Origin of the sequence: Pseudomonas costantinii, assembly GCF_001870435.1 — a bacterium.
Lineage (GTDB): Bacteria > Pseudomonadota > Gammaproteobacteria > Pseudomonadales > Pseudomonadaceae > Aquipseudomonas > Aquipseudomonas costantinii.
The window spans coordinates 1-14,736 of the sequence record NZ_MDDR01000050.1; the positions used below are offsets into that span (position 1 = coordinate 1).

Consider the following 14,736-nt stretch of genomic DNA (forward strand, 5'->3'; position numbering starts at 1 on the left):
CCCCCCCACCCCAAAGCCAGTAGATTGACGTCAAAACGCTGCTAGCAGCCCTATGATAATTAATCAACTGTCCAATAATTATTCTCGCTACAATCGCCCGCTTTGCCACCTGGTACGGGCTTTTCAGGCCCGTCGGTTTTGAGAAGTCCCATGCTTATCGGTAGTTATTCCCCCACCCTGGTCGTGATCTCCCTGTTCGTCGCGATCCTGGCGTCTTATACCGCGCTGGACCTGGCAGGCCGCATCGCGACCACCAAAGGCCGTGCGGTTTATTTGTGGATAGCCGGTGGGGCGTTGGCGATGGGCGTGGGCGTGTGGTCCATGCACTTTATCGGCATGTTGGCGTTGCGCCTGCCGTTCGCCCTCGGCTTTGACCTGGGCATTACCGCGTTGTCGCTGCTGATCGCCGTGTTGTCCAGCGGCTTTGCGTTATGGCTGGTCAGCCAGCCACGCTTGCCGGCGTGGCAACTGGCGTTTGGCGCGCTGATCATGGGCGCGGGCATCAGCAGCATGCACTACACCGGCATGGCCGCGATGCGCATGACCCCGGGGATCGACTACGACCCTACTTTGTTTGGCGCCTCGTTGTTGATTGCGGTCGTGGCATCCGGCGCAGCCCTGTGGATCGCCTTCAACCTGCGCCGCAACACACCTTACGTACGCCTGGCGCGTGGCGGGGCAGCGGTGGTGATGGGCATCGCTATCGTCGGCATGCACTACACCGGGATGGCCGCGGCGCGTTTTGACGATGACAGTTTCTGTGGTGCGGCACTGACAGGCTTGAGCGGCAAAGGCCTGGATAACCTGGTGCTGGTGACCTCGCTGGCCGTGTTGGCCATCGCGTTGTTGACCTCATTGCTTGATGCTCGCCTGGAAGCGCGCACTGCCGTGCTGGCCGACTCACTGACCCTGGCCAACCAGGAGCTGACCCATCTGGCCCTGCATGACATGCTCACCGGCCTGCCCAATCGCACCTTGCTCGCCGATCGCATTCAACAAGCGATACAGACAGTAAAGGAGCAGGGCGGTTGTTTTGCCCTGATGTTTATCGACCTGGATGGTTTCAAACCGGTCAACGATGCCTTTGGCCATCATATGGGTGACCAGTTGTTGCGTGAGGTTGGCCTGCGTCTGCGCGAGGACCTGCGCAGCCAGGACACCTTGGCACGTATTGGCGGTGACGAATTTGTGTTGCTGGTGCAATTGACGCAGCCGGACGATGCCATGGGCCTGGCCGATCGCCAGGTCGGCCTGATCAACCGTGCGTTCACGGTCGCCGAGCATGAGCTGAAAATTTCCGCGAGCATTGGCATTGCCATGTTCCCAGGCAATGGCGGCACCCCCCAGGAACTGTTGATGAACGCCGACGCCGCGATGTACCACGCCAAGGGCATGGGCAAGAACGGCTACAGCTTCTTTGATGTGTCGATGAACACCAACGCGCGAAAACAACTGCAGCTGTTGCAGGACTTGCGCAATGCTGTCGAGCATCAGCAGTTTTGTCTGTATTACCAGCCAAAGTTCGATGCGGTCAGTGGTATCCCGGTAGGTGCCGAAGCCTTGCTGCGCTGGGAGCATCCGCAGCAGGGCTTATTGTTGCCGTCTACCTTTATCGAGTTGGCGGAAAAGACCGGGCTGATTATTCCCATCGGTGAGTGGGTGCTGGACGAGGCTTGTCGCCAGATGCGGTTGTGGTATGCCCAGGGTTATGAAGGCTGGCGCATTGCAGTGAATTTGTCGGCGTTACAGTTCTGCCACGCAGGGCTGGTCAAAAGCGTGGCTGCGGCCTTGGATCGTCACCAGTTACCGGCCAATAGCCTGACCCTGGAAATCACCGAGACCACCGCCATGAGCGATGCCGATGCGAGTATGACGGTGTTGCAGCAACTGTCGGACATGGGCGTCGACCTGTCTATTGATGACTTTGGCACCGGTTACTCCAGCCTGATGTACCTCAAGCGCTTGCCGGCCAATGAACTGAAGATCGACCGTGGTTTTGTACGTGACCTGGAGCATGACAGCGACGATGCCGCCATCGTTTCAGCCATCGTCGCCCTCGGCCAGGCCCTTGGGCTACGGATCGTCGCCGAAGGCGTGGAGACGAATATGCAGCAGAATTTCCTGACAAGCTTGGGTTGTAACTCCTTACAAGGCTACTTGTTGGGGCATCCATTGCCGGCTGACGTCTTCATGGCCGATATTCAGCGCGCCGAAGAAGCGGTAGCGCCTGACAAAAACCGCATGTGACGGCTATTCTTGGATCCAGCGCTAAATATCAGGTTGAATCAGGAGACTGCACGTATGGACAAAGTTCTCATCATCACCGGGGGCAGTCGTGGAATTGGCGCCGAGACGGCATTACTGGCTGCTCGTCAGGGCTATCGCATTTGCATCAATTTCCAATCCGATGAAGTGGCTGCCCATCGTGTTCTGGAGCAGGTTCGCGCCTTGGGCGCGCAAGCCATTGCGGTGCGTGCCGATGTCAGCATCGAAGATGAGGTGATCGCGCTGTTCAGTCGCGTCGACGCTGAGTTGGGCCGTGTCACGGCACTGGTCAACAATGCGGGGACTGTTGGGCATAAGTCGCGGGTTGATGAAATGTCTGAGTTCCGCATCCTGAAAATCATGAAGACCAATGTGCTGGGCCCGATCCTGTGTGCCAAGCATGCGCTACTGCGTATGTCACCCCGGCATGGTGGGCAGGGCGGCAGTATCGTCAACGTGTCGTCGGTGGCGGCGCGCCTGGGTTCGCCAGGTGAATACGTCGACTATGCGGCCTCCAAGGGCGCGTTGGATACTTTTACGATTGGCTTGTCGAAAGAGGTGGCGGGTGAGGGCATTCGCGTCAACGCGGTGCGCCCGGGCTATATCTTTACCGACTTCCACGCCCTGAGTGGCGACCCGGATCGGGTCAGCAAACTTGAGTCCGGCATCCCCATGGCCCGTGGCGGGCGTCCGGATGAGGTGGCGGAAGCGATTATCTGGTTGCTGTCGGACAAGGCTTCCTACACCACCGGCACATTCCTGGACTTGGGCGGCGGCCGTTAACGTACCAGAGCATCAAGTCGGCAGACGGCGCAGCACCTCATATCCTTTGCGGGAAAAGGCCTTGAGCAGGCTGGCTTCCGAGTTGTCCACGGTGCCATAGCCGTCGTCGGAAAAACCGTCGATATAGCCATTGCGGCTATGGCTGCCGTTGAGGGTGCGATCGTCCACGTTGTCGAGAAAGCGCAGTACTTTATCCAGATGGTAGGCCGCATCGGCACGGGCCTTGGGGTCTGGATTGGCATCAGTCCAGTCACCGACCTGCATCTTGAGTTCATCACCGACTTCGTAATGATCGCGGCCTTCCAGGAAGCGCCTCATTACGGAGCTCTGTTCGATGATTCTTTCTGCTGAGCGATGATCCATCGCTGGGCGACCCGTAGGGCCAGTCATCTCGCGCACTTGTTCCTGTTCGGCTGCGCGCATGTAGTGGGGTGGGATGGGCAGCTTTATGAGGTTGGAGGTGACAGACATACACATGGGAAAACCTGCAAGTTGAACTAAGGGAAGCACCCCTTTCGATGTGAGAGGAGTGGGTCCCACTGTGTGGTTCTTTCTTCAGGTTGGTTCCGGCTTAGAACGACCGGACAATTCGCCCCAATGTCTCCATCGCCTTCTCCGACGCCTCGGTCCACGGGCTGCCATAGTTCAAGCGAATACAGTTTCTGAAGCGCCGGGTTGCCGAGAAAATCGGCCCAGGCGCGATGCTGATGCCTTGGGCCAAGGCCATCTGGAACAACTTCAGCGAGTCGGTTTGCTCCGGCAGTTCCAGCCACAAAAAATACCCTCCAGCCGGCTGGCTGACCCGCGTCTGTGCCGGAAAGTAACGGGCGATGGCAGCCAGCATGGCGCTTTGCTGTTCTTCCAGCGCATAACGCAATTTGCGCAAGTGCCGGTCATAGCCGCCGTGTTGCAGGTAGTCGGCAATCGCCGCCTGGGCGGGCATTGAGGGGCACAACGAGGTCATCAGCTTCAAGCGCTCGACCTTCTGCGCAAACCGCCCGGCCGCCACCCAGCCAACGCGATAACCCGGGGCCAGGCTCTTGGCAAAGGACCCGCAATGCATTACCAGCCCTTCGGTGTCGAAGGCTTTCGCCGGTTTTGGCGCCTGCTGCCCGTAGTACAACTCGGCGTACACATCGTCTTCGATCAGCGGCACCTGATGGCTACGCAGCAGCTCCACCAATGCCTGTTTTTTGGCTTCCGGCAGCGTGGCACCCATGGGGTTCTGGAAGCTGGTCATGGTCCAGCAGGCCTTGATCGGGTAGCGCTCCAGGCTTTGTGCCAAGGCGTTCAGGTCAATGCCATCGCGTGGGTGTACTGGGATTTCCACCGCCTTGAGCTTCAAACGTTCCAGCACTTGCAGGCAGGCGTAAAATGCCGGGGCTTCAATGGCCACCAGATCGCCCGGTTCGGTCACAGCTTGCAGGCACAGGTTCAGGGCTTCCAGGGCACCGTTGGTGATCAGCAGCTCTTCCATGGGCAGCATCAGGCCGCCGACCATATAGCGCAAAGCGATTTGTCGGCGCAGTTGCGGGTTCCCCGGTGACATGTCGGTGACCACCAGGCGTGGGTCCATTTCACGGCTGGCGCTGGCCAGGGAGCGGGCCAGGCGTGGCAACGGAAACAGCATCGGGCTGGGGAAGGCCGAGCCGAAGGGCACGGTGTTTGGGTCCTTGATGGAGTCGAGTACTGAAAACACCAGCTCACTTACATCGACTTCGGTGGACTCGTGTACATGTTCACTCACCACCGGCTCGGAAAACGGGCTCGGCGCATGGGTGTTGACGAAGTAGCCGGAGCGCGGTCGCGCGCGAATCAGGCCACGGCGTTCCAGCAGGTAGTACGCCTGAAACACGGTGGACGGGCTGACGCCGTAGGTCTGGCTGGCATAGCGTACCGAGGGCACCCGCTGACCAGGCCCGAGGACGCCGGAGCGGATCAGTTCGGCGATGTCATCGGCGAATTTTTCGTAACGTTTCATTTGGGCCCACAAAAAAAGAAAGTACAGCCAGTCAATCTGAGTAGCTTATCTATTCATCGGCGCCACAAAGCGGCTATCGGCAGCGCTGTAGATCCAGGGTTCATCTATATCCGACACTTTAAAGCGCAATGTCTGTGAACTGCTCACGGGCTTGTCCGCCAGCAAAGCCACCGACACGGGCACATCGCTGATTTCCCCTGGCGCCAGGCTGATCTCGGTCTTGCCTTGCAACTGGAAGCCGTCGGCGTCCACCAGTTCCAGGCGGTAGTCCTGTCGCTGCTGGGTTTTGTTGATGACTTTCAAGCTGTAGATGTTTTCGATCAAGCCTTGGCTGTTTTCACGGAACATGCCGCGGTCCTTGGTCACGTCCAACGACACCATCGGTCGCTCGATCAAGGCCACCACCAACGCCGTGATCATCACCAGCAGCACAGCACTGTAGCCGATCAGCCGTGGCCTGAGCAGGTGGGTTTTGCCGCCTTGCAGTTGATGCTCTGAGGTATAACTCACCAGGCCACGGGCGTAACCCATCTTGTCCATGATCGAATCGCAGGCGTCGATACAGGCTGCGCAGCCGATACATTCCATTTGCAGGCCGTCACGGATATCGATCCCGGTGGGGCACACTTGCACGCATAGCTGACAGTCGATGCAATCACCCAGACCGACGTCGACAGGTTTGACCTCACGTTTGCGCGGCCCCCGCTGTTCGCCACGCGCCACGTCGTAGGAAATGGTCAGCGTGTCCTTGTCGAACATCACGCTTTGGAACCGCGCATACGGGCACATGTGCATGCACACCGCTTCCCGTAGCCAGCCGGCGTTGATGTAGGTGGCGCCGGTAAAAAACAACACCCAGAACAGGCTCACTCCGCCCATTTGCCAGGTCAGCAGTTCTGTCGCCAGTGGGCGAATAGGCGTGAAGTAGCCGACAAAGGTCAGCCCGGTCAGCACGCTGATGCCCAGCCACAAGGTATGTTTGGCTGAGCGTCGCGCCAGTTTGTTCAGGCTCCACGGCGCCGCTTGCAGTTTGATGCGTTGGTTGCGTTCGCCTTCGGTGATTTTTTCGCACCACATGAATAACCAGGTGAACGAGCTTTGCGGGCAGGTGTAGCCACACCACACGCGGCCGGCAAATACGGTAATCGCAAACAGGCCGAAGGCGCAGATGATGAGTAACGCCGAGAGCAAAATGAAGTCTTGGGGCCAGAAGGTCGCGCCAAAAATGTGGAATTTGCTTTCAGCTAAATCCCACAGCACAGCTTGTCGCCCGCCCCAGTTCAGCCACACAGTGCCGAAAAAGGCCAGGAACAGAAATCCCGCACCGCTCAGGCGCAAGGTACGGAACAGACCGGTGAAGCTGCGGGTGTGGATCAGGTTGTCGCTGGATTTGGCCTTCACCTTCTTTGGGTGTATGGGCTCAAAGGTTTCCACGGTTGGGATTCTTTCGCTCATGGTCGTTCGCTCATCAGCCTCCATCAGGCCAAAGAACTATGAGCGCCACGCTGTTTGCATAACAGACTCAGCTGGAGCGATAAAAAGCGGATCAGATGGGAGGTTAGCGTGGGCCTGCGGCAATGTGCTGCACCCCGTGGCGCACGGAATGCAGCGGTATTGGGCCAGTGCTGATACAGATCAATCAAATCACCGAATCACTGTCGGTCGCTTTCAAATGTTTACGCCTGTCTTCAGCGTCTGCGGCAGTCAAGGTGTCGGTGTCGGTGATGTAGAACCGCTCACCCAGATAACCGTTCGCCTGCTGATCGCCGCGACCCTGGCGTCAAAGAATTACCAGCGGGTTCAGCCGGTATCGGGATATTCATCGGTGTGGCCTCCTTTGTGCTTTGCTCTATCGGGTGGGCATCCGTCGGGGGGGGGCGTTGGTTCCCCGCTCAATGGCGGTATATCCACCTGAACTTTTAGCGAAGGCGCAGGCTCGGACCTAATATGACTCGGCTCAGGGAGCGCGCTGCCGTATCAGAATTCGGATCAAGCAAAGAGCGTCCGCAGGGCGTAGGGGGAAGATGCTCGATGACTGCTGAAACACTGACTCCAGAAGACTCTTTATTGCCATTGTCCCAGGCGCTGCTGTTGCCCAGGATTGCTATCGAAAGCACTACGCCGGTGATCGACGGCGGTGAATTTTCCGTAAAAGCCGTGGTGGGGCAGCAGGTCAACGTTACCAGCAAGGTATTCGCCGACGGCCATGACACGCTCGCCGTACTGGTCCGCTGGCGCCCGCTGCAGGATGAAAGCTGGCACAGCGTGGTGATGGCCGACGCGGGTAACAATGGCTGGGAAGGCGCGTTTACCGTCACCACTCAAGGGCCCCACGAATATTGCATCGAAGCCTGGATCGATACCTTCGCCAGCTTTTGTTACGAGTTGCGCAAGAAACACGAGGCGGGGGTGCCGGTCAGTCTGGAATTGCAGGAAGGCCGCAGTCTGGTGTTACAGGCAGCCGAACGCAGTGACAGTGAACTGCGTGATCGCCTGATGCTGTTGCACCACGAGCTTTCCGGTCTGCTGGAAACCGAGCAGGTCGCGCAATTCCTGCACGAAGACAGTGCACACCTGATGACCCAGGCCGACCACCGCGCCTACTTGAGCTTCAGCCCTGTCTACCCGATTGAGGTTGAACGTGAAGCTGCGCTATTTGCCAGTTGGTATGAGCTGTTTCCCCGCTCGATTACCGATGATCCGGCGCGCCATGGCACGTTTAATGACGTGCACTCGCGCCTGTCGATGATCCATGACATGGGGTTCGACGTGCTCTATTTTCCGCCGATCCACCCGATTGGCCGAAGCCATCGCAAGGGTAAGAACAACTCCCTGAGCGCAGGCCCTGATGACCCCGGCAGCCCGTACGCGATTGGCAGCGAGGAGGGCGGTCATGAAGCCATCCACCCGCAATTGGGTACTCGCGATGACTTTCGCCGCCTGGTCAAGGCCGCGGCCGACCATGGTTTGGAGATCGCCCTGGATTTTGCCATCCAGTGTTCCCAGGACCACCCGTGGCTCAAACAACACCCGGGCTGGTTTAACTGGCGCCCGGACGGCACGATCAAATACGCGGAAAACCCGCCGAAAAAATACCAGGACATCGTTAACGTCGACTTCTACGCTGCCGACGCGATTCCCAGCCTGTGGACCGAATTGCGCGACATTGTGCTGGGCTGGGTGGAAGAGGGCGTGAAGACTTTTCGCGTCGACAACCCCCACACCAAGCCGCTGCCGTTCTGGCAATGGCTGATCAGCGATGTGCGCTCCAAGCACCCTGAGGTGATCTTCCTCGCTGAAGCGTTCACCACCCCGGCAATGATGGCGCGCCTGGGTAAAGTCGGTTATTCCCAGAGCTACACCTATTTCACCTGGCGCAATACCAAGGCTGAGCTGAGCGACTACTTCACGCAGTTGAACGAGTCACCGTGGCGCGAGTGCTTTCGGCCGAACTTCTTCGTTAACACGCCGGATATCAACCCACCTTTCCTGCATGAATCAGGGCGTCCAGGGTTTCTGATCCGCGCGGTGCTGGCCAGCATGGGCTCGGGTCTGTGGGGTATGTATTCGGGTTTCGAACTGTGCGAAGCCGCACCGGTGCCGGGCAAGGAGGAGTACCTGGACTCGGAGAAATATGAGATCCGTCCGCGGGATTTCACGGCACCCGGCAACATCATTGCCGAGATTGCCCAGCTCAACCGCATTCGCCGGCAGAACCCGGCGTTGCACACGCACCTGGGCTTGAAGCTCTACAACGTTTGGAACGACAACATCCTGTACTTCGGCAAGCGCAGTGGAGATGGCCGCAATTTCATTCTCGTTGCCGTCAATCTCGACCCCTTCAATGCCCAGGAGGCCCATTTCGAATTGCCACTGTGGGAGTTGGGGCTGCCGGACGATGCCCAGACCCAGGGTGAAGACTTGATGAATGGTCATCGCTGGACCTGGTATGGCAAGACCCAATGGATGAGGCTCGAGCCGCATACCCCATTCGGGATCTGGCGGATCACCACTTCCTGAGACTGGTGAAGATCAACTGTGGGAGCAGGCAAGCCCGCTCCCACATTAACTGCGCTCATCCAGGCGGTTTTTTCAGAATTTTCAGGAGTTTCCAATGGCGAAGAAACCCAACACTGCCACCTTCATCAAAGACCCGCTCTGGTACAAGGACGCGGTGATCTATCAAGTTCACGTCAAATCCTATTTCGACTCCAACAACGACGGCATCGGCGACTTTCCCGGGCTGATCGCCAAGCTCGACTACATCGCTGACCTTGGTGTGAATACCATCTGGTTGCTGCCGTTTTACCCCTCGCCACGTCGCGACGATGGCTACGACATCGCCGAATACCGTGGCGTGCATAGCGACTACGGCACGATGGGCGACGCCAAGCGCTTTATCGCCGAGGCTCACAAGCGTGGCCTGAGAGTCATTACTGAGCTGGTGATCAACCACACCTCTGACCAGCATCCCTGGTTCCAGCGCGCACGCAAGGCCAAGCCCGGCTCGGCGGCACGGGATTTCTATGTGTGGTCCGATGACGACCAGAAGTACGACGGCACCCGCATCATTTTCCTCGACACCGAGAAGTCCAACTGGACCTGGGACCCGGTCGCCGGCCAGTACTTCTGGCACCGCTTCTACTCCCATCAGCCGGACCTCAATTTCGATAACCCGCAAGTCATGAAGGCCGTGTTGTCGGTGATGCGCTACTGGCTGGACATGGGCATCGATGGCTTGCGCCTGGATGCCATCCCCTACCTGATCGAGCGCGACGGCACCAACAACGAAAACCTTCCCGAAACCCACGACGTCCTCAAGCAGATCCGCGCCGAGATCGACGCGCATTATCCTGACCGCATGCTGCTGGCCGAAGCCAACCAATGGCCCGAAGACACACAGCTGTATTTCGGTGACAAGAAGGGCGATGACGGCGATGAATGCCATATGGCGTTTCACTTCCCGCTGATGCCGCGCATGTACATGGCCCTGGCCCAGGAAGATCGCTTCCCCATCACCGATATTTTACGCCAGACCCCGGAGATCCCCGCCAATTGCCAATGGGCGATCTTCCTGCGTAACCACGATGAATTAACCCTGGAAATGGTCACCGACAAAGAGCGCGACTATTTGTGGAACTACTACGCCGCAGACCGTCGCGCCCGGATCAACCTGGGTATTCGTCGGCGCCTGGCGCCGTTGATGGAGCGTGACCGCCGCCGCGTCGAGTTGCTCAACAGCCTGTTGCTGTCGATGCCAGGCACACCGACCCTGTATTACGGTGATGAAATCGGCATGGGCGACAATATCTACCTCGGCGACCGTGACGGTGTGCGCACGCCAATGCAGTGGTCCATCGACCGTAACGGTGGCTTCTCCCGCGCCGACCCGGCCAGCCTGGTATTGCCGCCGATCATGGATCCGCTGTATGGCTACCAGTCGGTGAATGTCGAGACCCAGGCCCAGGACCCACATTCGCTGCTGAACTGGACCCGGCGCATGTTGGCGGTGCGCAAGCAGTCCAAGGCCTTTGGCCGGGGCAGCTTGAAAATGCTCTCGCCGAGCAACCGGCGCATTCTGGCGTATACCCGGGAGTACACCGGGGAAGATGGGCGCACTGAAATCATTCTGTGCGTGGCCAACGTGTCGCGCAGTGCCCAGGCCGCAGAGCTGGACTTGTCAGCCTTCGCTGGAATGGTTCCGGTAGAGATGCTGGGCGGGAATGCCTTCCCGCCGATTGGTCAGTTGAATTTCCTGCTGACCCTGGCGCCGTACGGTTTCTACTGGTTCGTGCTGGCGGCGGAAAATCAAATGCCCAGTTGGCATGTGGAACCCGCGCAAAGCATTCCGGACTTCACCACCCTGGTGTTGAAAAAACGCATGGAAGAGTTGCTCGAAGAACCGTGCCGCACCACGTTGGAGCAAACCTCGCTGCCGGCCTGGCTGCCCAAGCGGCGTTGGTTTGCCGGCAAGGACACGGCGATCGACAGTGTGCATATCGTTTACGGCGTACGTTTTGGCGACCCGCAACACCCTGTGCTGCTCAGCGAAATCGATGTGACCCGCGGTGGCCAGGTCAACCGTTACCAACTGCCGTTTGGTTTCCTTGGGGAAGACCAGTTCACCAGCGCGTTACCGCAGCAATTGGCATTGGCCCGTGTACGCCGAGTGCGCCAGGTTGGGTTGGTCACTGATGCTTTCAGCCTCGAGCATTTCATCCGCGCGGTGATCCAGGGCCTGCAGGCGGGTACGGTGCTGAATGCCACTGAAGGTGATCTACGTTTTGAGGCCACACCGCACCTGGACACGCTGCAACTGACGGATGAATCGCACGTGCGCTACCTGGCGACCGAACAGTCCAATAGCTCGGTGGTGGTGGGCGAAAGCCTGGTACTCAAGCTGATTCGTAAAGTCAGCACCGGCGTGCACCCGGAGCTGGAAATGAGCGCCTACCTGACCCAAGCCGGGTATCCAAACATCTCGCCGTTGCTGGGTTCGGTGATCCGCCGCGATGGGCAAGGGCAGGACAATCTGTTGATGATTGCCCAAGGCTACTTGAGCAATCAAGGCGATGCCTGGGGCTGGACCCAAAACAGCCTGGAGCGAGCCATACGCGACGAACTGGCGCAAGCCATGTCCGACCAGGAACAGCATTACAATGCCCTTGGCGAGTTGAAAGACTTTGCCGAGTTGCTGGGCCAGCGTCTGGGGGAAATGCACGTTGTACTCGCGGCAAAAACCACTGATAAAAATTTCAAACCCGAAGTCACCAGCGTTAAGGACACCCAGGTGTGGGCCAAGGACGTCAGCGCACAAATCGACCGCGCTTTGCAGTTATTGGAACTTCATCAAGCGCAACTGGACGCGGCGGATCGAGCGTTGGTCAGTGAGTTGCTGGCACACAAAAAAGCCATCGGCAGTCATGTCCAGTCTCTGGCGAAAGCCACGGCGGGCGGGTTGCGGATTCGTGTCCACGGTGACTTGCACCTGGGCCAGGTGCTGGTGGTGAAGGGCGATGCCTACCTGATCGACTTTGAAGGTGAGCCCGCGCGCTCACTGCATGAGCGTCGTGGCAAGCACAGCCCCTATAAAGATGTGAGTGGTGTACTGCGCTCGTTTGATTACGCAGCGGCCATGGCCCTGAATGTGCAAGGGGTGGATCACTCGCCCGCAGTGGACGTCGCCCGTAAGCGCGTGACGGACCGCTATCTGATTGAGGCGCGCGAGGCATTTATCCAGGCTTATCATCAGGCTGCGTCTACACTGGCGCATGACTGGCAGGATGCCAAAGGCCAGGCCGCAGCGCTGACGTTGTTCAGCCTGGAGAAGGCCGCGTACGAAGTGGCCTACGAAGCGGAAAATCGCCCGACCTGGTTGCCCGTGCCGTTGCAAGGGTTGCACGGTCTGCTCAGAGGGTTCATACCTGTATCGAAAACTGCACGCGGTGGGGAGACGTCATGAGCTTTACACATAAAGAACCGCTGCAAACGAAGTTGACTGCCATGCCTGCGTCCAAGGACGTTGAAGCGTTGGTACGCGCCGAACACCATGACCCGTTCTCGATTCTCGGGCCGCATGAGGATGAGCACGACGGCCAGTTTATCCGTGCGTTTTTGCCGGAAGCCTTGAGCGTTCAGGTAGTGGCTCGCGACAGCGGTGAGCAGATCGGCAGCCTCGATGCAACCCAGGTACCGGGCTTGTTTGTCGGGCATTTCAATACACGCCAGGGTTACCTGCTGAAAATCCAGTGGGCCGGTGGCGAGCAGATCACCGAAGATCCCTACAGTTTCAGCCAATTACTCCTCGGTGAAATGGACCTGTACCTGTTTGCCGAAGGCAATCACCGTGATCTCAGCAGTTGCCTTGGTGCCCAAGTGACCAGCGTCGATGGGGTGCAGGGGGTGCGCTTTGCCGTATGGGCGCCGAATGCCCGGCGTGTGTCGGTGGTGGGTGACTTCAATATCTGGGACGGTCGCCGCCACCCGATGCGTCTGCGGCACCCGTCGGGCGTGTGGGAGATCTTTATCCCACGCCTGCAAGCCGGTGCGGCCTACAAGTATGAAATTCTCGGTACCCATGGGATTCTGCCGCTCAAGTCCGACCCGATGGCACTCGCCACCCAGTTGCCACCCGACACTGCCTCCAAAGTTGCCGCGCCGTTGCAGGTGGACTGGCAGGACCATGAGTGGATGCAATCGCGTAGCGAGCGGCAGAAGACCACGGCGCCGCTGTCGATCTATGAACTGCATGTGGGCTCCTGGCAGTGTGAATTGGACGAGGCTGGTGAAGTGTCCCGCCAATACGGCTGGCGCGAACTGGCGGAACGCTTGATTCCGTATGTGCAGCAATTGGGCTTCACGCATATTGAGCTGATGCCAATCATGGAGCACCCGTTCGGTGGCTCCTGGGGTTATCAGGCGTTGTCGCAGTTCGCACCGACGGCGCGATTTGGCTCGCCGGACGATTTCGGGTTTTTCGTCAATGCCCTGCATCAGGCCAACATCGGCGTGATCCTCGACTGGGTGCCGGCGCATTTCCCCACGGATACCCACGGCCTGGCGCAATTCGATGGGACTGCGCTGTACGAATACGCCAACCCGCTGGAAGGCTTTCACCAGGATTGGGACACGCTGATCTACAACCTGGGCCGCACTGAAGTTCACGGTTTTATGCTGGCCTCGGCGTTGCATTGGCTCAAACACTTCCATGTCGATGGCCTGCGGGTGGATGCCGTGGCGTCGATGTTGTATCGCGATTACTCGCGCAAGGCCGGCGAGTGGGTACCCAACCGCCATGGCGGCCGGGAGAACCTGGAAGCCATCGATTTCCTGCGTCATTTGAACGACGTGGTTGCGCTGGAAGCGCCGGGCGCATTGGTGATTGCTGAGGAATCCACTGCCTGGCCCGGCGTCAGCCAGAGTACCCAGCAAGGTGGCTTGGGCTTTAATTACAAATGGAACATGGGCTGGATGCACGACTCCCTGCATTACATCCAGCAAGACCCGGTGTACCGCGCCCATCATCACAACGAGCTGAGTTTCGGCTTGGTGTATGCCTGGTCCGAGCGTTTTATCCTGCCGATCTCCCACGATGAAGTGGTACACGGCAAACACTCGTTGATCGACAAGATGCCCGGCGATCGCTGGCAAAAGTTCGCCAACCTACGGGCTTACTTGAGCTTCATGTGGATGCATCCGGGTAAAAAGCTGCTGTTTATGGGGTGTGAATTCGGTCAGTGGCGCGAGTGGAACCACGATCAACAACTGGACTGGTACCTGCTGCAATACCCTGAGCACCGGGGCGTCCAGAAGCTGGTCGGCGACCTGAACCGCCTATACCGTGAGGAACCGGCGCTGTATGAACAGGATGATGCGCCCCAAGGTTTCCAGTGGTTGATTGGCGACGACGCGATCAACAGCGTCTACGCTTGGTTGCGCTGGAGCAAGGACGGCAGGCCGGTGCTGGTGGTGGCCAACTTCACCCCGGTGCCCCGTGAGGCCTACTCCGTCGGCGTACCATTTGCCGGGCGTTGGAGCGAGGTAATTAACAGTGATGCCGGCACTTACGCCGGCTCCAACTACGGTAATGGTGGAGAGGTATTCAGTAGGGATGAACCTAGCCATGGGCAGCCGGTGTCGCTGTCGTTGAATCTGCCGCCACTGGGTGTGCTGATTCTGCGGCCGGAACCGCTTTAAAGGCTCTACCG

General features: G+C 58.7%; 8 protein-coding genes and 1 pseudogene. 5 read left to right on the plus strand and 4 right to left on the minus strand.

Annotation, left to right across the window (positions count from 1 at the left end; all coding sequences use genetic code 11):
• The first annotated feature begins 150 nt into the window (after positions 1-150).
• Positions 151-2,247, plus strand: a complete 2,097-nt coding sequence (locus tag BFL40_RS26865) for a putative bifunctional diguanylate cyclase/phosphodiesterase (RefSeq protein WP_071486770.1) — start codon at positions 151-153, stop codon at positions 2,245-2,247.
• Between the two features lie 54 nt (positions 2,248-2,301).
• Positions 2,302-3,048: an SDR family oxidoreductase gene (locus BFL40_RS26870; RefSeq protein ID WP_071486771.1), complete on the plus strand. Its 747-nt coding sequence runs from the start codon at positions 2,302-2,304 to the stop codon at positions 3,046-3,048.
• Positions 3,049-3,060: 12 nt separating this feature from the next.
• On the opposite strand, the gene BFL40_RS26875 is transcribed toward BFL40_RS26870, so the two are convergent.
• From BFL40_RS26875 to BFL40_RS34385, 4 genes and pseudogenes are all read right to left on the minus strand, one after another.
• A complete protein-coding gene (locus BFL40_RS26875; protein ID WP_235864759.1) occupies positions 3,061-3,366 on the minus strand; it encodes a hypothetical protein in 306 nt (101 codons plus the stop codon).
• 253 nt (positions 3,367-3,619) lie between these two features.
• Positions 3,620-5,029, minus strand: coding sequence for a GntR family transcriptional regulator MpaR (gene mapR / locus BFL40_RS26880; RefSeq protein WP_071486772.1), 1,410 nt, complete (start codon positions 5,027-5,029; stop codon positions 3,620-3,622).
• A gap of 45 nt (positions 5,030-5,074) precedes the next feature.
• On the minus strand, positions 5,075-6,484 hold the full coding sequence (ccoG, locus tag BFL40_RS26885; protein WP_071486773.1) for a cytochrome c oxidase accessory protein CcoG: 1,410 nt from the start codon (positions 6,482-6,484) through the stop codon (positions 5,075-5,077).
• Between the two features lie 184 nt (positions 6,485-6,668).
• A pseudogene (locus BFL40_RS34385) lies at positions 6,669-6,770 on the minus strand (DUF3203 family protein); the annotation flags it as partial.
• Between the two features lie 290 nt (positions 6,771-7,060).
• On the opposite strand from BFL40_RS34385, the gene BFL40_RS26890 reads away from it, so the two are divergent.
• The 3 genes from BFL40_RS26890 (at position 7,061) to glgB (ending at position 14,725) form a co-directional block, all read left to right on the plus strand.
• Positions 7,061-9,049 carry an alpha-1,4-glucan--maltose-1-phosphate maltosyltransferase gene (locus BFL40_RS26890; protein WP_071486774.1) on the plus strand — a complete coding sequence of 663 codons (1,989 nt, stop codon included), beginning with the start codon at positions 7,061-7,063 and terminating at the stop codon, positions 9,047-9,049.
• A 94-nt stretch (positions 9,050-9,143) separates the two neighbouring features.
• Positions 9,144-12,491: a maltose alpha-D-glucosyltransferase gene (gene treS / locus BFL40_RS26895; protein ID WP_071486775.1), complete on the plus strand. Its 3,348-nt coding sequence runs from the start codon at positions 9,144-9,146 to the stop codon at positions 12,489-12,491.
• Positions 12,488-14,725, plus strand: coding sequence for a 1,4-alpha-glucan branching protein GlgB (gene glgB / locus BFL40_RS26900; protein WP_071486776.1), 2,238 nt, complete (start codon positions 12,488-12,490; stop codon positions 14,723-14,725). Before treS ends, glgB begins: the two co-directional genes overlap by 4 nt.
• The last annotated feature ends 11 nt before the right edge of the window (positions 14,726-14,736 follow it).